This is a genomic window from Mesobacillus maritimus (assembly GCF_044803185.1).
In the GTDB taxonomy this organism is placed as follows: domain Bacteria; phylum Bacillota; class Bacilli; order Bacillales; family Cytobacillaceae; genus Mesobacillus_B; species Mesobacillus_B maritimus_B.
Map to the genome: position 1 here is coordinate 133,523 of NZ_CP085225.1, position 16,701 is coordinate 150,223.

General features: G+C 41.5%; 29 protein-coding genes and 1 pseudogene. All 30 read left to right on the forward strand.

Translation table 11 applies throughout. The annotated features are described in order from the left end of the window. Window positions 1-19: 19 nt before the first annotated feature. The 30 genes and pseudogenes from fusA (at window position 20) to rpsK (ending at window position 16,561) form a co-directional block, all read left to right on the forward strand. On the forward strand, window positions 20-2,098 hold the full coding sequence (fusA, locus tag LG336_RS00665) for an elongation factor G (protein ID WP_404330702.1): 2,079 nt from the start codon (window positions 20-22) through the stop codon (window positions 2,096-2,098). A 122-nt stretch (window positions 2,099-2,220) separates the two neighbouring features. After that, a complete protein-coding gene (gene tuf, locus LG336_RS00670) occupies window positions 2,221-3,408 on the forward strand; it encodes an elongation factor Tu (RefSeq protein ID WP_404330703.1) in 1,188 nt (395 codons plus the stop codon). A gap of 488 nt (window positions 3,409-3,896) precedes the next feature. After that, entirely contained in the window at window positions 3,897-4,205 is a 309-nt protein-coding gene (gene rpsJ, locus LG336_RS00675; protein ID WP_046524765.1) for a 30S ribosomal protein S10, read from the forward strand. A gap of 40 nt (window positions 4,206-4,245) precedes the next feature. Beyond that, complete coding sequence (rplC, locus tag LG336_RS00680; RefSeq protein ID WP_404330704.1) at window positions 4,246-4,875, forward strand: 50S ribosomal protein L3; 630 nt, start codon at window positions 4,246-4,248, stop codon at window positions 4,873-4,875. A 25-nt stretch (window positions 4,876-4,900) separates the two neighbouring features. After that, complete coding sequence (gene rplD, locus LG336_RS00685) at window positions 4,901-5,524, forward strand: 50S ribosomal protein L4 (protein WP_404330705.1); 624 nt, start codon at window positions 4,901-4,903, stop codon at window positions 5,522-5,524. After that, window positions 5,524-5,808 (forward strand): 50S ribosomal protein L23, encoded by a 285-nt coding sequence (gene rplW / locus LG336_RS00690; RefSeq protein WP_221870371.1) that lies wholly within the window; start codon window positions 5,524-5,526, stop codon window positions 5,806-5,808. The genes rplD and rplW overlap by 1 nt, the downstream gene beginning before the upstream one ends. A gap of 30 nt (window positions 5,809-5,838) precedes the next feature. Continuing rightward, entirely contained in the window at window positions 5,839-6,669 is an 831-nt protein-coding gene (gene rplB, locus LG336_RS00695; protein ID WP_404330706.1) for a 50S ribosomal protein L2, read from the forward strand. Between the two features lie 57 nt (window positions 6,670-6,726). Then, a complete protein-coding gene (gene rpsS / locus LG336_RS00700; protein WP_221870376.1) occupies window positions 6,727-7,005 on the forward strand; it encodes a 30S ribosomal protein S19 in 279 nt (92 codons plus the stop codon). A gap of 18 nt (window positions 7,006-7,023) precedes the next feature. Then, window positions 7,024-7,365: a 50S ribosomal protein L22 gene (gene rplV / locus LG336_RS00705; protein WP_221870378.1), complete on the forward strand. Its 342-nt coding sequence runs from the start codon at window positions 7,024-7,026 to the stop codon at window positions 7,363-7,365. A 3-nt stretch (window positions 7,366-7,368) separates the two neighbouring features. Next, window positions 7,369-8,025, forward strand: coding sequence for a 30S ribosomal protein S3 (rpsC, locus tag LG336_RS00710; protein WP_221870380.1), 657 nt, complete (start codon window positions 7,369-7,371; stop codon window positions 8,023-8,025). Between the two features lies 1 nt (window position 8,026). Further along, a complete protein-coding gene (gene rplP / locus LG336_RS00715) occupies window positions 8,027-8,461 on the forward strand; it encodes a 50S ribosomal protein L16 (protein ID WP_221870382.1) in 435 nt (144 codons plus the stop codon). Next, window positions 8,451-8,651 carry a 50S ribosomal protein L29 gene (gene rpmC, locus LG336_RS00720; RefSeq protein ID WP_090749663.1) on the forward strand — a complete coding sequence of 67 codons (201 nt, stop codon included), beginning with the start codon at window positions 8,451-8,453 and terminating at the stop codon, window positions 8,649-8,651. The genes rplP and rpmC overlap by 11 nt, the downstream gene beginning before the upstream one ends. 24 nt (window positions 8,652-8,675) lie before the next feature. Beyond that, a complete protein-coding gene (rpsQ, locus tag LG336_RS00725; protein WP_404330707.1) occupies window positions 8,676-8,939 on the forward strand; it encodes a 30S ribosomal protein S17 in 264 nt (87 codons plus the stop codon). Window positions 8,940-8,979: 40 nt separating this feature from the next. Further along, complete coding sequence (gene rplN, locus LG336_RS00730; RefSeq protein WP_404330708.1) at window positions 8,980-9,348, forward strand: 50S ribosomal protein L14; 369 nt, start codon at window positions 8,980-8,982, stop codon at window positions 9,346-9,348. A gap of 34 nt (window positions 9,349-9,382) precedes the next feature. After that, complete coding sequence (rplX, locus tag LG336_RS00735; RefSeq protein ID WP_221870387.1) at window positions 9,383-9,694, forward strand: 50S ribosomal protein L24; 312 nt, start codon at window positions 9,383-9,385, stop codon at window positions 9,692-9,694. 27 nt (window positions 9,695-9,721) lie between these two features. Continuing rightward, window positions 9,722-10,261: a 50S ribosomal protein L5 gene (gene rplE, locus LG336_RS00740; protein WP_404330709.1), complete on the forward strand. Its 540-nt coding sequence runs from the start codon at window positions 9,722-9,724 to the stop codon at window positions 10,259-10,261. Window positions 10,262-10,286: 25 nt separating this feature from the next. After that, entirely contained in the window at window positions 10,287-10,472 is a 186-nt protein-coding gene (rpsN, locus tag LG336_RS00745) for a 30S ribosomal protein S14 (protein ID WP_001085700.1), read from the forward strand. Window positions 10,473-10,502: 30 nt separating this feature from the next. Then, window positions 10,503-10,901 (forward strand): 30S ribosomal protein S8, encoded by a 399-nt coding sequence (gene rpsH / locus LG336_RS00750; protein WP_221870391.1) that lies wholly within the window; start codon window positions 10,503-10,505, stop codon window positions 10,899-10,901. Window positions 10,902-10,932: 31 nt separating this feature from the next. After that, complete coding sequence (gene rplF / locus LG336_RS00755) at window positions 10,933-11,469, forward strand: 50S ribosomal protein L6 (RefSeq protein WP_404330710.1); 537 nt, start codon at window positions 10,933-10,935, stop codon at window positions 11,467-11,469. A 33-nt stretch (window positions 11,470-11,502) separates the two neighbouring features. Beyond that, entirely contained in the window at window positions 11,503-11,865 is a 363-nt protein-coding gene (gene rplR, locus LG336_RS00760) for a 50S ribosomal protein L18 (RefSeq protein WP_404330711.1), read from the forward strand. 24 nt (window positions 11,866-11,889) lie between these two features. After that, on the forward strand, window positions 11,890-12,390 hold the full coding sequence (gene rpsE / locus LG336_RS00765) for a 30S ribosomal protein S5 (RefSeq protein WP_404330712.1): 501 nt from the start codon (window positions 11,890-11,892) through the stop codon (window positions 12,388-12,390). A 13-nt stretch (window positions 12,391-12,403) separates the two neighbouring features. Then, complete coding sequence (rpmD, locus tag LG336_RS00770) at window positions 12,404-12,586, forward strand: 50S ribosomal protein L30 (protein WP_221870399.1); 183 nt, start codon at window positions 12,404-12,406, stop codon at window positions 12,584-12,586. 33 nt (window positions 12,587-12,619) lie between these two features. Further along, on the forward strand, window positions 12,620-13,060 hold the full coding sequence (rplO, locus tag LG336_RS00775) for a 50S ribosomal protein L15 (RefSeq protein WP_404330713.1): 441 nt from the start codon (window positions 12,620-12,622) through the stop codon (window positions 13,058-13,060). Next, window positions 13,060-14,355, forward strand: a complete 1,296-nt coding sequence (secY, locus tag LG336_RS00780) for a preprotein translocase subunit SecY (protein WP_404330714.1) — start codon at window positions 13,060-13,062, stop codon at window positions 14,353-14,355. The genes rplO and secY overlap by 1 nt, the downstream gene beginning before the upstream one ends. A 57-nt stretch (window positions 14,356-14,412) precedes the next feature. After that, window positions 14,413-15,063 carry an adenylate kinase gene (locus LG336_RS00785; protein ID WP_404330715.1) on the forward strand — a complete coding sequence of 217 codons (651 nt, stop codon included), beginning with the start codon at window positions 14,413-14,415 and terminating at the stop codon, window positions 15,061-15,063. Window positions 15,064-15,126: 63 nt separating this feature from the next. Further along, window positions 15,127-15,234: pseudogene (locus LG336_RS00790) on the forward strand (M24 family metallopeptidase); the annotation flags it as partial. A 158-nt stretch (window positions 15,235-15,392) separates the two neighbouring features. Further along, window positions 15,393-15,611, forward strand: a complete 219-nt coding sequence (gene infA, locus LG336_RS00795; protein ID WP_025909748.1) for a translation initiation factor IF-1 — start codon at window positions 15,393-15,395, stop codon at window positions 15,609-15,611. 35 nt (window positions 15,612-15,646) lie between these two features. Next, window positions 15,647-15,760 (forward strand): 50S ribosomal protein L36, encoded by a 114-nt coding sequence (rpmJ, locus tag LG336_RS00800; RefSeq protein ID WP_017473641.1) that lies wholly within the window; start codon window positions 15,647-15,649, stop codon window positions 15,758-15,760. Window positions 15,761-15,781: 21 nt separating this feature from the next. Further along, on the forward strand, window positions 15,782-16,147 hold the full coding sequence (rpsM, locus tag LG336_RS00805; protein WP_404330716.1) for a 30S ribosomal protein S13: 366 nt from the start codon (window positions 15,782-15,784) through the stop codon (window positions 16,145-16,147). A 24-nt stretch (window positions 16,148-16,171) separates the two neighbouring features. Further along, window positions 16,172-16,561: a 30S ribosomal protein S11 gene (gene rpsK, locus LG336_RS00810; protein ID WP_071458971.1), complete on the forward strand. Its 390-nt coding sequence runs from the start codon at window positions 16,172-16,174 to the stop codon at window positions 16,559-16,561. The last annotated feature ends 140 nt before the right edge of the window (window positions 16,562-16,701 follow it).

Below are 16,701 nucleotides of genomic sequence, written 5' to 3' on the forward strand. Positions count from 1 at the left end.
ATGGAAGGAGAAAGACCAAATGGCAAGAGAGTTCTCCTTAGAAAGAACACGTAATATTGGGATCATGGCTCATATCGATGCCGGTAAAACGACAACTACTGAGCGTGTCCTCTATTATACAGGCCGTATCCATAAGATCGGCGAAACACACGAAGGTGCTTCTCAAATGGACTGGATGGAGCAGGAGCAAGAGCGTGGAATCACAATCACATCTGCTGCGACAACAGCTTCTTGGAAAGACCATCGTGTAAACATCATTGACACTCCGGGACACGTAGACTTCACTGTTGAAGTTGAACGTTCCCTTCGTGTCCTTGACGGAGCGGTTGCAGTACTTGATGCACAGTCTGGTGTTGAGCCACAAACAGAAACAGTTTGGCGCCAAGCGACAACTTATGGAGTACCACGTGTGGTATTCGTTAATAAGATGGATAAATTAGGAGCAGACTTCTTATATTCTGTTAGCACAATCCATGACCGTCTTCAAGCAAATGCACATCCTATCCAGTTACCAATCGGAGCTGAAGATGAATTCAGCGGTATTATCGACTTGGTAGAAATGAATGCTAGATTCTATGCGAATGACCTTGGTACAGAGATTACTGAAGGTGAAATTCCAGAAGAATACAAAGCACAAGCTGAAGAATACCGTGAAAAGCTTCTTGAAGCGGTAGCAGAACTTGATGAAGAATTAATGGAAAAATACCTTGGCGGTGAAGAGTTAACGGTCGAAGAGATCAAAGCTGCAATCCGTAAAGGTACTACTAACGTTGAATTCTATCCAGTAATCTGTGGTTCAGCATTCAAAAACAAAGGTGTTCAGTTAATGCTAGATGCAGTTATTGACTATCTACCATCACCTCTAGATGTTCCTGCGATTCAAGGTCATCTACCGGATTCTGAAGAGGTAGTTGAACGTCATTCAGATGATAACGAACCATTCTCTGCTTTAGCATTTAAAGTTATGACTGACCCTTATGTAGGTAAATTGACATTCTTCCGTGTGTACTCAGGAACTCTTGATGCTGGTTCATACGTTAAGAACTCAACAAAAGGCAAACGCGAACGTGTTGGTCGTATCCTACAGATGCATGCAAACAGCCGTCAAGAAATCTCAACTGTATACGCAGGGGATATTGCTGCAGCGGTAGGTTTAAAAGATACAACAACTGGCGATACTCTATGTGATGAAAAGCAAGAAGTAATTCTAGAATCTATGCAGTTCCCAGAACCTGTAATTCAACTTTCTGTAGAGCCTAAGTCTAAAGCCGATCAGGATAAAATGACTACAGCATTACAGAAGCTACAAGAAGAGGATCCTACTTTCCGTGCACATACTGACCAGGAAACTGGACAAGTAATCATCGCCGGTATGGGTGAGCTTCATTTGGATATCATTGTTGACCGTATGAAACGCGAATTTAAGGTGGAAGCAAACGTAGGTGCTCCTCAGGTTGCATATCGTGAGACTTTCCGCGGTTCAGCTCAGGTTGAAGGTAAATTTGCGCGTCAGTCTGGTGGACGTGGACAATTCGGACACGTTTGGATTGAATTCTCTCCAAATGAAGAAGGAAAAGGCTTCGAATTTGAGAACGGCATCGTCGGTGGGGTTGTTCCACGTGAATACATCCCGGCTGTACAAGCTGGTCTTGAAGATGCTCTAGATCGTGGTGTTCTTGCTGGATACCCACTAGTGGACATTAAAGCTCGTCTATTTGACGGTTCATACCATGATGTTGACTCCTCTGAAATGGCGTTTAAGATTGCTGCTTCAATGGCACTTAAAAATGCCGCTTCAAAATGTCAACCTGTTATCCTTGAGCCTGTAATGAAAGTCGAAGTTGTTATCCCTGAGGAATACCTTGGAGATATCATGGGTATGATTACGGCTCGTCGTGGACGCGTTGAGGGTATGGATGCTCGTGGTAACGCTCAAGTAGTTCGTTCGATGGTTCCACTTTCTGAAATGTTCGGTTATGCAACTGCTCTTCGTTCAAGTACACAAGGACGTGGTGTGTTCTCAATGCACTTCGACCATTACGAAGAAGTTCCAAAATCCGTTTCTGAAGAAATCATCAAAAAAAATAAAGGTGAATAATTGATTTTCAACCTTTAATCAAGTATAACTACTAGTGTAGGACATAGCTATGGGGAAGGAACTCCTTTTCCATAGCCTAAAATATACTTAAAACTTTCCAAATAATAAGGAGGATTCCTAAAATGGCAAAAGCTAAATTCGATCGTTCTAAGCCACACGTAAATATCGGTACAATCGGTCACGTTGACCATGGTAAAACTACTCTAACTGCTGCTATCTCAACAGTTCTTTCAAAAGCTGGTGGCGGAGAAGCACGCGGATATGATCAAATTGACAACGCTCCAGAAGAAAAAGAGCGTGGAATCACAATCAATACTTCACACGTTGAGTATGAAACTGCTAATCGTCACTATGCACACGTTGACTGCCCAGGCCACGCTGACTATGTTAAAAACATGATCACTGGTGCTGCGCAAATGGACGGCGGTATCCTAGTAGTATCTGCTGCTGATGGTCCAATGCCACAAACTCGTGAGCACATCCTACTTTCACGTCAGGTTGGTGTTCCTTACCTTGTAGTATTCATGAACAAGTGTGATATGGTTGACGACGAAGAGCTACTTGAATTAGTAGAAATGGAAGTTCGTGACCTTCTTTCTGAATATGACTTCCCTGGTGATGACATTCCAGTAATCAAAGGTTCTGCACTTAAAGCTCTAGAAGGCGAAGCAGAATGGGAAGAAAAAATCATTGAACTTATGAATGCAGTTGATGAGTATATTCCAAACCCAACTCGTGACACTGATAAGCCATTCATGATGCCAGTTGAGGACGTGTTCTCAATCACAGGTCGTGGAACAGTTGCTACTGGACGTGTTGAGCGTGGACAAGTTAAAGTCGGTGACGTTATTGAAATCATCGGTCTTGCTGAAGAACCAAAATCTACAACTGTAACTGGTGTAGAAATGTTCCGTAAGCTTCTTGATTATGCTGAAGCTGGTGACAACATCGGTGCTCTTCTTCGTGGGGTTGCTCGTGAAGAAATCCAACGTGGACAAGTACTTGCTAAGCCAGGTTCAATCACTCCACACACAAACTTCAAAGCTGAAGTTTACGTTCTATCAAAAGAAGAAGGTGGACGTCATACTCCATTCTTCACTAACTACCGCCCACAGTTCTACTTCCGTACAACTGACGTAACTGGTATCTGTAACCTTCCTGAAGGTGTAGAAATGGTTATGCCTGGCGATAACATTGAAATGACAGTTGAGCTTATCTCTCCAATCGCAATCGAAGAAGGAACTAAGTTCTCTATTCGTGAGGGTGGCCGTACAGTAGGCGCTGGAGTAGTTGCAAGTATCCAAGAATAATCATTCTTAATTTATAAAAAGGTAGATGAGTCCGCTCATCTACCTTTTTTTAGTTCTGAGCCATTTCTAATTGATCCTGTTGGTGGGTATAAGCATGAATCACTTTATGTAGATTGAACTTTAGCATTAAATGAGGCGGTTTTTTTCATCTTAGTTCAGGATTTGTCTACTTTCTTCTATATATATAAAGCGCAAGAATGATTTATGTTTACTGGAAAGAGTTTCTGCTTATAAACTGAGGATTATATAGAAACTTTACTTGAATTCCGTGGTTTTTGCGTCTATAATAGAAAAAGTGTGTTAGACATACAAGAAAAATTAAAAGGTGTTGCAATCACCAAAGTTTTTCTGTATAATAGGCAATGTTGGTCTTTGACTGCGTTGATGCGGAAGGTTACCGACACACCCGGCCGCTTTGCCATGGCGAGTGTGCGGAAAATTTTCGCGGAGAATGTCTATTTTAAAATAGGCGAAAAGGAGGGAAAATAATGGCAAAACAAAAAATTCGTATCCGTTTAAAAGCGTATGATCATAGAATTCTTGATCAATCCGCTGAAAAGATTGTTGAAACAGCGAAACGTTCTGGTGCAGCTGTATCTGGACCGATTCCGCTTCCAACTGAAAAGAATGTTTACACAATTCTTCGTGCGGTTCATAAGTACAAGGATTCACGTGAGCAGTTCGAAATGCGTACGCATAAGCGTCTAATTGATATCATCAATCCAACACCACAAACTGTTGATTCATTGATGCGTTTAGACTTGCCGTCAGGCGTAGATATCGAAATCAAATTATAAGTGAAATAAATTAAAAAACAAATTGTAGGAGGTGTGACGAATGACCAAAGGAATCTTAGGAAGAAAGATCGGTATGACTCAAGTATTTGCTGAAAATGGTGATCTTATCCCGGTAACAGTTGTTGAAGCTACTCCAAACGTAGTACTTCAAGTTAAGAACGCTGAAACTGATAGTTACGAAGCTATACAGCTTGGTTTTGAAGATAAGCGTGATAAGCTTTCAAACAAACCGGAAAAAGGACATGTTGCAAAGGCTAATACTACTCCTAAGCGCTTCGTACGTGAATTTAACGGAGTTGACTTAGCAGAATATGAGGTTGGTCAGGAAGTCAAAGTTAATATTTTCGCAGAAGGCGATTTAGTAGATGTAACAGGAATTTCTAAAGGTAAAGGATTCCAAGGTGCAATTAAGCGCCACGGACAATCACGTGGACCAATGGCTCACGGATCTCGTTACCACCGTCGCCCAGGTTCAATGGGTCCTGTTGCTCCAAACCGCGTTTTCAAAGGAAAATTATTACCTGGACGTATGGGTGGAGAACAAATCACAGTTCAAAACTTACAAATCGTTAAAGTTGACGAAGAACGCAATCTTCTTCTAATCAAAGGAAATGTTCCTGGAGCTAGAAAAGCATTGCTTAAAATTAAGACTGCTGTAAAAGCAAAGTAACGTTTAGAGAAAGGAGGAAAAAGGAATGCCTAAAGTAGCATTATTTAACCAAGCTGGATCAAAAGTTGGCGATGTAGAACTTAATGATTCTGTATTTGGTATCGAGCCAAACAACCATGTAATGTTCGAAGCGGTTGTTATGCAAAGAGCTTCCTTACGCCAAGGAACTCATAAAACAAAAATTCGTTCTGAAGTAGCAGGCGGTGGTCGTAAGCCATGGCGTCAAAAAGGTACTGGTCGTGCCCGTCAAGGTTCTATCCGTTCTCCACAATGGCGTGGTGGTGGTACTGTATTCGGTCCTGTTCCACGCAGCTATAGCTACAAACTTCCTAAAAAGGTTCGCCGTTTGGCAATCAAATCTGCATTATCAACAAAAGTTGTTGCAGAAGAAATCTTGGTACTTGAAAGCTTAAGCTTTGATGCACCAAAAACTAAGGAATTTACAAATGTGTTAAAAGGACTTTCCGTTGACAGCAAAGCGCTAATCGTAACTGCTGGTCTTGACGAAAATGTTGCTCTTTCTGCACGTAACATTCCTGGTATCACAGTTGTTTCCGCTGAAGGAATCAATGTACTGGATGTCTTAAATCATGATAAGTTAATCATGACTAAAGCAGCAGTTGAAAAAGTAGAGGAGGTGCTTGCATAATGGATGCACGCGATATCATTAAGCGCCCCGTAATCACTGAACGTTCATCTGACCTTATGGCTGATAAGAAATACACGTTTGAGGTAGATGTCAGAGCAAATAAAACTCAAGTTAAAGATGCGGTTCAAGAAATCTTTGGTGTTACAGTTAAGAATGTAAACATCATGAACTATAAAGGTAAATTTAAGCGTATGGGTAAATTCGGTGGTTATACTAACAAGCGCCGTAAAGCCATCATTACGTTAACTCAAGATAGCAAAGAAATCGAATTATTCGAGGTCTAAATTAGCTAATTAGAAGAGGAGGGAAAAGAAATGGCGATTAAAAAGTACAAACCTACCTCCAATGGTCGTCGTAACATGACAGCGTCTGATTTCGCTGAAATCACTACTGACAAGCCCGAAAAATCGTTGCTTGCACCGTTGCATAGAAAAGGCGGCCGTAATAACCAAGGTAAGTTAACTGTTCGTCATCAAGGTGGCGGCCATAAGCGTCAATACCGTGTCATCGATTTTAAACGTAACAAAGATGGCATTCCAGGACGCGTTGCCACGATTGAATATGATCCAAACCGTTCCGCAAACATTGCGTTAATCAACTACGTAGACGGTGAAAAGCGTTACATCTTAGCACCTAAAAACCTAGTGGTTGGAATGGAAGTTATGTCTGGACCAACAGCTGATATTAAAGTAGGTAATGCTTTACCACTTGTAAATATCCCTGTAGGTACTGTTGTTCACAACATCGAATTAAAACCTGGTAAGGGTGGACAATTAGTCCGTTCTGCTGGAACAAGTGCACAAGTACTTGGTAAAGAAGGAAAATATGTTCTTATCCGTTTGAACTCTGGTGAAGTACGCATGATCCTTGCAGAGTGCCGTGCGACTGTAGGTCAAGTAGGTAACGAACAACATGAACTTATTAACATTGGTAAAGCAGGTCGTTCTCGTTGGTTAGGCAAGCGACCAACTGTACGTGGATCTGTTATGAACCCTAACGATCACCCACACGGTGGTGGTGAAGGTCGTGCTCCAATCGGACGTAAGTCTCCAATGTCTCCATGGGGTAAACCAACTCTTGGATTCAAAACTCGTAAGAAGAAAAATAAATCCGACAAGTTCATCGTACGTCGTCGTAAAAAATAACGGGATTGAGCTACGGTTCATAAGAACCGTAGGACAATCACGAAGGGAGGTTCAATCATGGGTCGTAGCTTAAAAAAAGGACCTTTTGTTGATGATCATTTAATGAAAAAGATCGAGAAGCTAAACGAGACTGAGGGTAAGCAGGTTGTAAAAACTTGGTCACGCCGCTCAACGATCTTCCCGCAATTCATCGGACATACAATTGCCGTTTATGACGGACGTAAACATGTTCCGGTTTATGTGACAGAAGACATGGTAGGCCATAAGCTTGGAGAATTCGCTCCAACAAGAACATACAAAGGCCATGCCGCTGACGATAAGAAAACAAGACGTTAATGAGAGGAGGCTATTCATATGCAAGCAAAAGCTGTTGCTAATACAGTTCGTATTGCTCCTCGTAAAGCTCGTTTAGTACTAGATTTAATTCGAGGAAAGCAAGTTGGTGAAGCGGTGGCGATTTTAAAACTCACCCCGAAAGCTGCTTCTCCAATCGTTGAAAAGGTTCTGAAATCTGCTCTTGCAAATGCAGAACACAACTATGAAATGGATGTAAACAATCTTGTAGTTTCTCAAGCTTATGCAAACGAGGGACCTACACTGAAGCGTTTCCGTCCACGTGCACAAGGTCGTGCAAGTGCAATCAACAAGCGCACTAGCCATATTACAATCGTTTTATCAGAAAAGAAGGAGGGATAATTAGTGGGTCAAAAAGTAAATCCTGTCGGTTTGCGTATCGGTGTCATCCGTGATTGGGAGTCAAAATGGTATGCAGGCAAAGACTACGCTGATCTTTTACACGAAGATATTAAAGTTCGTGAGTACATCACTAAGCGCCTACGCGATGCTTCTCTTTCTAAAATTGAAATTGAGCGTGCAGCTAACCGCTTAAATGTAACAGTACACACTGCTAAGCCAGGTATGGTAATTGGTAAAGGTGGAACAGAAGTAGAAGCACTTCGTAAAGCCCTAAATGCACTTACTGGCAAACGTGTTCATATAAACATCTTAGAAATCAAGAGAGCAGACCTTGATGCGAAATTAGTAGCTGAGAATATTGCTCGTCAACTTGAAAACCGTGTTTCATTCCGTCGTGCACAGAAGCAAACAATCCAACGTGCGATGCGTGCTGGTGCAAAAGGAATCAAAACGCAAGTATCTGGTCGTTTAGGTGGAGCAGATATTGCTCGTGCAGAACATTATAGCGAAGGAACAGTTCCTCTTCATACACTTCGTGCAGATATCGATTATGCTACAGCTGAGGCTGATACAACATACGGTAAGCTTGGAGTTAAAGTATGGATTTATAAGGGAGAGGTCCTTCCAACGAAGAAGAAAACTGAGGAAGGAGGCAAATAATATGTTATTGCCAAAACGCGTTAAATATCGCCGCGAACACCGTGGAAAAATGCGCGGACGCGCAAAAGGCGGCACTGAGGTAGCATTCGGTGAATACGGCCTACAAGCTACTGAAGCCTCCTGGATCACTAACCGTCAGATCGAAGCAGCTCGTATTGCGATGACTCGTTATATGAAGCGTGGCGGTAAAGTTTGGATTAAAATCTTCCCTCATAAGCCTTACACTGCAAAACCACTAGAAGTCCGCATGGGTTCCGGTAAAGGTTCTCCAGAAGGATGGGTAGCGGTCGTAAAACCAGGGAAAATTATGTTTGAAATCGCGGGTGTTTCTGAAGAAGTTGCTCGTGAAGCATTACGTCTTGCATCCCACAAACTTCCTGTAAAAACGAAGTTTGTAAAACGAGAAGAAATTGGTGGTGAATCCAATGAAAGCTAATGAAATTCGTGACCTTACCACTGCTGAAATCGAACAAAAAGTGAAATCTTTAAAAGAAGAGCTTTTTAACCTGCGCTTTCAATTAGCGACTGGGCAGCTTGAAAACACAGCTCGCATCCGTGAAGTACGGAAGGCGATTGCCCGTATGAAAACTGTGATTCGTGAAAGAGAGATCGGCGTTAATAATTGATAACCAGAGAGGAGGCCCTTCACAATGAGTGAACGCAACCAGCGTAAGGTCTATACTGGACGTGTAGTTTCTGACAAGATGGATAAAACAATCACTGTTCTTATCGAGACTTACAAAACACATCCACTATACGGCAAGCGCGTAAAATACTCTAAAAAGTTTAAAGCTCATGATGAGCAAAATGTAGCAAAAACTGGCGATGTTGTTCGTATTATGGAAACTCGTCCGCTTTCTGCGACAAAACGCTTCCGCTTAGTAGAAGTTGTAGAAAAAGCAGTTATTATCTAAATCGTTCGGATAAAGGCAATTCCGAAGGGAGGTTACTCGCATGATCCAACAGGAAACTCGTTTAAAAGTTGCTGATAATTCAGGTGCACGTGAAGTTCTTACTATTAAAGTACTTGGTGGTACTGGACGTAAGACAGCCAATATTGGTGATGTTATTGTTTGTACAGTCAAACAAGCAACACCAGGAGGCGTTGTTAAAAAAGGTGATGTTGTTAGAGCGGTTATCGTTCGTACAAAAACTGGCGCTCGTCGTTCCGATGGAACATACATCAAGTTCGATGAAAACGCATGTGTGATCATCCGTGACGATAAGAGCCCACGCGGAACTCGTATCTTCGGACCAGTTGCACGTGAACTTCGTGAAAACAACTTCATGAAAATCGTTTCATTAGCTCCAGAAGTAATCTAATTTAAATACAAATGGCTCTAAGGAGGTGCAGCAGATGCATGTCAAAAAAGGTGACAAAGTAATGGTCATCTCTGGTAAGGACAAAGGCAAAACTGGGAATATTCTTGCAGCATTCCCTAAGCAAAGCCGTGTTCTAGTTGAAGGAATCAATATCGTGAAAAAACACGCTAAGCCTTCACAAGAAAATCCGCAAGGCGGAATTCTTAGCCAAGAGGCACCTATTCATGTATCAAATGTTATGCCTATCGATCCGAAATCTGGCAAACCAACCCGAGTTGGTTATAAAGAGGAAGACGGTAAGAAGGTACGCGTAGCAAAAAAATCCGGTGAAGTTCTAGATAAATAGTTTATAAAAGAAGGGAGGTACTCATAAATGAACCGCCTAAAAGAAAAGTTCAACAAAGAAATTTCTCCTGCTCTAATGAGCAAGTTTAACTATAAATCCGTAATGGAAGTACCAAGATTAGAAAAAATCGTAATCAATATGGGTGTGGGCGATGCAGTTGCCAATGCAAAAGCATTAGACATTGCTGTTGAAGAACTAGCTTTGATCTCTGGTCAAAAACCAGTTGTTACTAAAGCTAAGAAATCAATCGCTGGTTTCCGTCTTCGTGAAGGTATGCCTATCGGCGCGAAAGTAACACTTCGCGGTGAGCGTATGTACGAATTCATTGACAAATTAATTTCAGTATCACTTCCACGTGTACGTGACTTCCGCGGTGTTTCTAAGAAATCATTCGATGGTCGCGGAAACTACACTATGGGTGTTAAAGAGCAATTAATCTTCCCTGAAATTGATTACGATAAAGTAAGTAAAGTACGTGGCATGGATATTGTTATTGTAACGACTGCTAACACTGATGAAGAAGCTCGTGAACTATTAACATCATTCGGAATGCCATTTAAGAAGTAATCTCTAAATAGAGGGAGGCGAAAACGTGGCTAAGAAATCAATGATTGCGAAACAAAAACGCACGCCTAAATTTAAGGTACAAGAGTACACACGCTGTGAGCGCTGCGGACGTCCGCACTCTGTATACCGTAAATTCAAGCTTTGCCGTATTTGTTTCCGTGAATTAGCATACAAAGGACAAATTCCTGGTGTGAAAAAAGCTAGCTGGTAAAACCCAAGTTATGGGAAGGAGGTAAAAACAATGGTCATGACAGATCCAATTGCAGATATGCTTACTCGTATTCGTAATGCGAATATGGTTCGTCACGAAAAATTAGAAGTACCTGCTTCTAATATGAAAAAAGAAATAGCTGAGATTCTTAAGCGTGAAGGTTTCGTACGTGATGTAGAATATATCGAAGACAACAAACAAGGTATTATCCGTATCTTCCTTAAATACGGTGCAAATAATGAGCGTGTTATTACTGGTCTTAAGCGCATCAGCAAACCTGGTTTGCGCGTTTATGCTAAGTCTAACGAGGTACCACGTGTACTTAACGGTCTAGGAATCGCACTTGTTTCAACTTCAAATGGCGTACTATCTGATAAAGAAGCCCGTGCTAAGCAAGTGGGCGGAGAAGTATTAGCTTACGTCTGGTAATAGAATTTTCAAAAGAATGGAGGTGCAATGAATGTCTCGCGTAGGTAAAAAACCAATTGAAATCCCTGCAGGGGTTACTGTTACGAACGAAAATAACTTTTTAACAGTAAAAGGTCCAAAAGGCGAATTATCTCGTTCTTTTAACCAAGATATCCAAATCGTGATTGAAGAGAATGTTATTACAATCTCTCGTCCAACTGATGCTAAAGAACACCGCGCGCTGCACGGTACAACTCGCGCAGTTCTTGCAAACATGGTAGAAGGTGTATCTAAAGGATTCGAAAGATCTCTAGATTTAATCGGTGTCGGTTACCGTGCTGCTAAGCAAGGTAAGAAGCTTGTATTAAGTGTGGGATATTCTCATCCAGTTGAAATCGAGGCTGAAGAAGGCCTTGAAATCGAAGTTCCTTCTAACACTAAGGTTATTGTTAAAGGAGCAGATAAAGAGCGTGTAGGTGCACTTGCTGCTAATATTCGCGGAGTACGTCCACCAGAGCCATATAAAGGCAAAGGTATCCGTTACGAAGGCGAATTCGTACGCCGTAAAGAAGGTAAGACTGGTAAGTAAGGCCTTATAGGTTAAACGAAAGGAGTGACGTAAATGATCACGAAGGCGGATAAAAACGCTACTCGCCGTAAAAGACATGCTCGTGTCCGTTCTAAAGTTAGCGGTACAGCAGCTCGTCCTCGTTTAAATGTGTTCCGTTCAAATAAACACATTTATGCTCAACTAATCGACGATGTTAATGGAGTTACTTTAGCGAGTGCTTCTACAATGGATAAAGAAGTTAATCTTGAATCTACAGGCAACCTTGATGCTGCAGTAAAGGTCGGAGAACTAGTAGCAAAGCGTGCAGTAGAAAAAGGCGTTAGCGAAGTTGTATTTGACCGTGGAGGATATCTATATCATGGCCGTATTAAGGCTTTGGCAGATGCTGCACGTGAAAACGGCTTACAATTTTAATATAAAAAGGAGGGACATAAATAGATGCGTCGCATTGATCCAAACAAACTTGAACTTGAAGAACGCGTAGTTACGGTAAACCGTGTAGCGAAAGTTGTTAAAGGTGGACGTCGTTTCCGTTTCACTGCTCTTGTAGTAGTTGGTGATAAGAACGGTTATGTTGGTTTCGGAACTGGTAAAGCGCAAGAAGTACCAGATGCTATTCGCAAAGCAATTGAAGATGCGAAGAAGAACTTGATTCACGTACCTATGGTTGGTACAACAATTCCTCACGAGGTAATCGGACATTTTGGTGCTGGTGAAATCCTTCTTAAGCCTGCTTCAGAGGGTACTGGAGTTATCGCTGGTGGACCAGTTCGTGCGGTATTAGAATTAGCAGGTGTTCAAGACATTCTGTCTAAGTCACTTGGTACAAATACACCAATCAATATGGTTCGTGCTACTATTGATGGTTTAACACAATTAAAGCGTGCTGAAGACGTAGCGAAGTTGCGCGGTAAATCAGTAGAAGAACTGTTAGGATAAGGAGGGAAATTAAATGGCAACTAAATTAGAAGTTACCCTCACACGCAGCTTGATCGGTCGTCCGCAAGATCAGCGTGAAACAGTTAAGGCCCTAGGATTGAAAAAAATGCACCAAACAGTTGAGCACCAAGATAATGCTGCTATCCGTGGCATGATCAATAAAGTGTCTCATCTTGTAAAGGTGAACGAAAAATAAATAATATAGTTTTAAGAACAAGGAGGTGCCAACATGAAACTTCACGAACTAAAGCCAACAGAAGGTTCTCGTCAAGAACGTAAACGTAAAGGCCGTGGTATTGGATCTGGTAATGGTAAAACAGCTGGAAAAGGTCATAAAGGTCAAAATGCTCGTTCAGGCGGTGGTGTACGTCCAGGATTTGAGGGTGGTCAAACACCTTTAGCTAGACGTCTACCTAAACGTGGATTTACGAATATTAATCGTAAAGAATACGCAGTGGTGAACCTTGATGCTTTAAACCGATTTGAAGACGGAACCGAAGTGACTCCAGAACTTTTGATTGAAACAGGACTAGTCAAAAAGGAACTTGCAGGAGTAAAGATTCTTGCTACTGGTAACTTGGAGAAAAAGTTAACTGTTAAAGCTCATAAGTTTTCCTCTGCAGCTCAAGAAGCAATCCAAGCTGCTGGGGGTCAAACTGAGGTGATCTAATGTTTCAAACAATCTCCAATTTTATGCGCGTGGGTGAAATCAGAAGCAAAATTCTCTTCACCCTTTTAATGTTGATTGTATTTCGCCTTGGTGCCTTTATTCCGGTCCCAGGGGTGAATTCTGATATATTAAAAGCACAAGATACTTTAAGTGCTTTCGGTGTACTAAATGTATTTGGTGGCGGTGCACTTCAAAACTTCTCCATCTTTGCGATGGGAATCATGCCATACATTACAGCATCCATTATCATTCAATTGTTGCAAATGGATGTTGTTCCAAAGTTTACTGAATGGTCTAAACAAGGGGACGTTGGTCGTAGAAAGCTTGCGCAATTTACGCGCTACTTCACGATAGTTCTTGGTTTTATCCAGGCTTTTGGAATGTCCTATGGATTTAATAATTTGGCTGGTGGTTTGCTGATATCTGACAGTGGAATTGCGAACTACCTACTAATCGCAACTGTATTAACTGCCGGTACTGCATTCTTAATGTGGCTCGGTGAGCAAATTACAGAAAAAGGTGCGGGAAACGGGATCTCAATCATTATCTTCGCAGGTATTGTTGCAGGACTCCCAACCATTGTAAACCAGATTTATACACAACAATTTGAAGGTGCTGGGGAAGCTATTTTCTTACGTATTCTTACGGTTGTACTAATTATTCTTGCGATCATTGCGATTATCGTTGGGGTAATTTTCATCCAAGAGGCGTTAAGAAAAATTCCAATTCAGTATGCAAAAAGGATGTCTGTTGGGAATAATCCTGTTGGGGCACAATCCACACATTTACCATTAAAGGTTAATGCTGCGGGTGTTATTCCTGTCATCTTTGCAATTTCGTTTATCATTGTACCTCCAACGATCGCTCAGTTCTTTGGTACAAATGATGTGACGATATGGATTCAAAATACATTTGATTATACGAGACCTCTCGGAATGATCATCTATGTTGCATTAATCGTTGCGTTTACTTACTTCTATGCCTTCATTCAAGTAAGCCCTGAAAAGGTAGCTGAAAACCTGAAGAAGCAAGGTGGGTATGTTCCTGGTATTCGTCCTGGTGCGAATACTCAAGAATACTTGACAAAGGTTTTAACTCGGTTGACTTTTGTTGGCGCAATTTTTCTTGCAGTCATTTCTGTATTGCCGGTATTCTTCATAAAAATTGCTGGTCTTCCGCAAAGTGTACAAATTGGAGGTACTGGTTTACTAATTGTCGTCGGTGTAGCACTAGACACAATGAAAAAACTAGAAGGCCAATTAGTGAAACGACACTATAAAGGTTTTATTAAATAGATGGTTTAGGGGACAGATGTTCCCTATTCCTTCATTAGAGAACTGGGGGGAATTCTTGTGAATTTAGTTCTTATGGGGCTCCCGGGTGCCGGAAAAGGCACACAGGCCGATAAAATTGTTTCAAAATACAACATCCCTCATATCTCAACAGGAGATATGTTCCGTGCGGCTATCAAAGATGGAACGGAACTTGGGCTGCAAGCTAAGTCATTTATGGACCAAGGTGCGCTTGTACCAGATGAAGTAACAATTGGAATTGTCCGTGAACGCTTAAGTAAGCCTGACTGTGATAATGGCTTTTTGTTAGATGGATTTCCTCGTACTGTTGCTCAGGCTGAAGCACTTGAACAAATTCTTGCAGACTTAAATAAAAAAATTGACTTTGTCATCAACATTGATGTTGACCAAAGTATTCTGATGGAGCGGTTGACAGGACGTAGAATCTGTAAAGATTGTGGCGCAACCTATCACCTTGTTTTTAACCCACCGGCTAATGAAGGTGTTTGTGATCGTTGTGGTGGAGAGTTATATCAACGCGCAGACGATAATGCAGACACAGTTCATAACCGTTTGGAAGTTAATATTCAACAAACCAAACCACTTTTAGACTTTTATGAAGGCAAAGGCTACTTGCGCAATATAAACGGTCAGCAGGAAATCAATACGGTTTTCACTGAAGTTGAAAAATTGCTTGGGAGCTTGTCTTAATGATTCATTGCAAAACTTCTCGTGAGATTAAAATCACGCAAGAAGCTGGGCGAATGACAAAGGAACACCTCCCATGCCATTCAATCATATGTGGAAACAAACGGCTTTCTGTTTGTGCGTGAGTATGTCGGACATGGAATCGGGCAAGAATTACATGAGGAACCACAAGTTTTTTAGATGATTGATTGGTCATTCGGGTTCGAACTAGCAATCAACAATTGCTAGCAACTTATTAGCAGACGGAATCAGACCAATATGATATAATCATAAGGTTGACGAATGCCCTGTTTGTAAACCACATATGACGTGAAGAAGGGAGACGAAGTTCAATGGCAAAAGACGATGTAATTGAAGTGGAAGGCACGGTGCTTGAGACTTTGCCAAATGCCATGTTTAAGGTAGAGTTAGAGAACGGTCATACAGTGTTAGCTCATGTTTCAGGGAAAATCCGGATGCATTTCATCCGTATCCTGCCTGGAGATAAAGTAACAGTTGAGCTTTCTCCATATGATTTGACTCGCGGAAGAATTACCTACCGCTTTAAATAAACTGGTTGCTCCGTACTATTAAGGAGGTTAGAGTAATGAAAGTGAGACCATCGGTTAAGCCAATCTGCGAAAAGTGCAAAGTAATCCGTAGAAACGGCAAAGTAATGGTGATCTGTGAAAACCCTAAACATAAACAAAAACAAGGCTAAATTAGAAGGAGGTGCGCATTAATGGCACGTATTGCTGGTGTAGATATTCCACGTGAAAAGCGTGTAGTTATTTCATTAACTTACATTTTTGGAATTGGCAGACCAACTGCTGAAAAGATTCTTGCTGAAGCTGGTGTTTCTGAAGATACTCGCGTTCGCGATTTAACAGAAGATGAGCTAACTAAGATTCGTGAAATCGTAGATAAATTAAAGGTTGAAGGTGACCTTCGTCGTGAAGTTTCCCTAAACATCAAACGTTTAATGGAAATCGGTTCATTCCGCGGATTACGTCATCGTCGTGGACTTCCTGTTCGTGGACAGAACACGAAGAACAATGCTCGTACACGTAAAGGTCCTCGTAAGACTGTAGCTAACAAGAAAAAATAATTGGTAAAGGAGGTCAACAGTTAAATGGCTCGTAAAACTAATACACGCAAACGCCGCGTCAAAAAGAATATTGAGGCAGGAGTTGCGCATATTCGTTCAACTTTCAATAATACAATCGTGACTATTACAGACGTTCATGGTAATGCAATTTCTTGGTCAAGTGCAGGTGCTCTTGGATTTAGAGGTTCACGTAAATCTACTCCATTTGCTGCGCAAATGGCTGCTGAAACTGCGGCTAAAACTTCTATGGAACATGGAATGAAGACTCTTGAAGTAACTGTAAAAGGTCCTGGTGCTGGTCGTGAAGCTGCTATCCGTGCGCTACAAGCTGCTGGACTAGAAGTTACTGCAATCAGAGACGTAACTCCAGTTCCACATAACGGCTGCCGCCCACCAAAACGTCGTCGTGTTTAATTTTTCTGTATAGAATTTGTATCTGTGTCAATAATGGGATATGATACAAAATATTCGTGCAGATAATTAGTTCAGTTGTTGTGCACATACGGGAACGTATACATGGGGACTTTCGGTTAGGATACTAGCCTGCCGGGGTT

What these genes read in the sequence shown, in the direction of transcription:
- rplE (WP_404330709.1), top strand. Translation starts at nt 9,722, where the DNA reads ATGAACCGCCTAAAAGAAAAGTTCAACAAAGAAATTTCTCCTGCTCTA.
- rplN (WP_404330708.1), top strand. Translation starts at nt 8,980, where the DNA reads ATGATCCAACAGGAAACTCGTTTAAAAGTTGCTGATAATTCAGGTGCA.
- rplW (WP_221870371.1), top strand. Translation starts at nt 5,524, where the DNA reads ATGGATGCACGCGATATCATTAAGCGCCCCGTAATCACTGAACGTTCA.
- rplD (WP_404330705.1), top strand. Translation starts at nt 4,901, where the DNA reads ATGCCTAAAGTAGCATTATTTAACCAAGCTGGATCAAAAGTTGGCGAT.
- rpsS (WP_221870376.1), top strand. Translation starts at nt 6,727, where the DNA reads ATGGGTCGTAGCTTAAAAAAAGGACCTTTTGTTGATGATCATTTAATG.
- rpsH (WP_221870391.1), top strand. Translation starts at nt 10,503, where the DNA reads ATGGTCATGACAGATCCAATTGCAGATATGCTTACTCGTATTCGTAAT.
- fusA (WP_404330702.1), top strand. Translation starts at nt 20, where the DNA reads ATGGCAAGAGAGTTCTCCTTAGAAAGAACACGTAATATTGGGATCATG.
- secY (WP_404330714.1), top strand. Translation starts at nt 13,060, where the DNA reads ATGTTTCAAACAATCTCCAATTTTATGCGCGTGGGTGAAATCAGAAGC.
- rpsJ (WP_046524765.1), top strand. Translation starts at nt 3,897, where the DNA reads ATGGCAAAACAAAAAATTCGTATCCGTTTAAAAGCGTATGATCATAGA.
- rplP (WP_221870382.1), top strand. Translation starts at nt 8,027, where the DNA reads ATGTTATTGCCAAAACGCGTTAAATATCGCCGCGAACACCGTGGAAAA.
- rplO (WP_404330713.1), top strand. Translation starts at nt 12,620, where the DNA reads ATGAAACTTCACGAACTAAAGCCAACAGAAGGTTCTCGTCAAGAACGT.
- rplX (WP_221870387.1), top strand. Translation starts at nt 9,383, where the DNA reads ATGCATGTCAAAAAAGGTGACAAAGTAATGGTCATCTCTGGTAAGGAC.
- rplB (WP_404330706.1), top strand. Translation starts at nt 5,839, where the DNA reads ATGGCGATTAAAAAGTACAAACCTACCTCCAATGGTCGTCGTAACATG.
- rpmJ (WP_017473641.1), top strand. Translation starts at nt 15,647, where the DNA reads ATGAAAGTGAGACCATCGGTTAAGCCAATCTGCGAAAAGTGCAAAGTA.
- rplV (WP_221870378.1), top strand. Translation starts at nt 7,024, where the DNA reads ATGCAAGCAAAAGCTGTTGCTAATACAGTTCGTATTGCTCCTCGTAAA.
- rpmD (WP_221870399.1), top strand. Translation starts at nt 12,404, where the DNA reads ATGGCAACTAAATTAGAAGTTACCCTCACACGCAGCTTGATCGGTCGT.
- rpmC (WP_090749663.1), top strand. Translation starts at nt 8,451, where the DNA reads ATGAAAGCTAATGAAATTCGTGACCTTACCACTGCTGAAATCGAACAA.
- rpsM (WP_404330716.1), top strand. Translation starts at nt 15,782, where the DNA reads ATGGCACGTATTGCTGGTGTAGATATTCCACGTGAAAAGCGTGTAGTT.
- tuf (WP_404330703.1), top strand. Translation starts at nt 2,221, where the DNA reads ATGGCAAAAGCTAAATTCGATCGTTCTAAGCCACACGTAAATATCGGT.
- rplF (WP_404330710.1), top strand. Translation starts at nt 10,933, where the DNA reads ATGTCTCGCGTAGGTAAAAAACCAATTGAAATCCCTGCAGGGGTTACT.
- rpsK (WP_071458971.1), top strand. Translation starts at nt 16,172, where the DNA reads ATGGCTCGTAAAACTAATACACGCAAACGCCGCGTCAAAAAGAATATT.
- rplC (WP_404330704.1), top strand. Translation starts at nt 4,246, where the DNA reads ATGACCAAAGGAATCTTAGGAAGAAAGATCGGTATGACTCAAGTATTT.
- rpsQ (WP_404330707.1), top strand. Translation starts at nt 8,676, where the DNA reads ATGAGTGAACGCAACCAGCGTAAGGTCTATACTGGACGTGTAGTTTCT.
- rpsE (WP_404330712.1), top strand. Translation starts at nt 11,890, where the DNA reads ATGCGTCGCATTGATCCAAACAAACTTGAACTTGAAGAACGCGTAGTT.
- rplR (WP_404330711.1), top strand. Translation starts at nt 11,503, where the DNA reads ATGATCACGAAGGCGGATAAAAACGCTACTCGCCGTAAAAGACATGCT.
- infA (WP_025909748.1), top strand. Translation starts at nt 15,393, where the DNA reads ATGGCAAAAGACGATGTAATTGAAGTGGAAGGCACGGTGCTTGAGACT.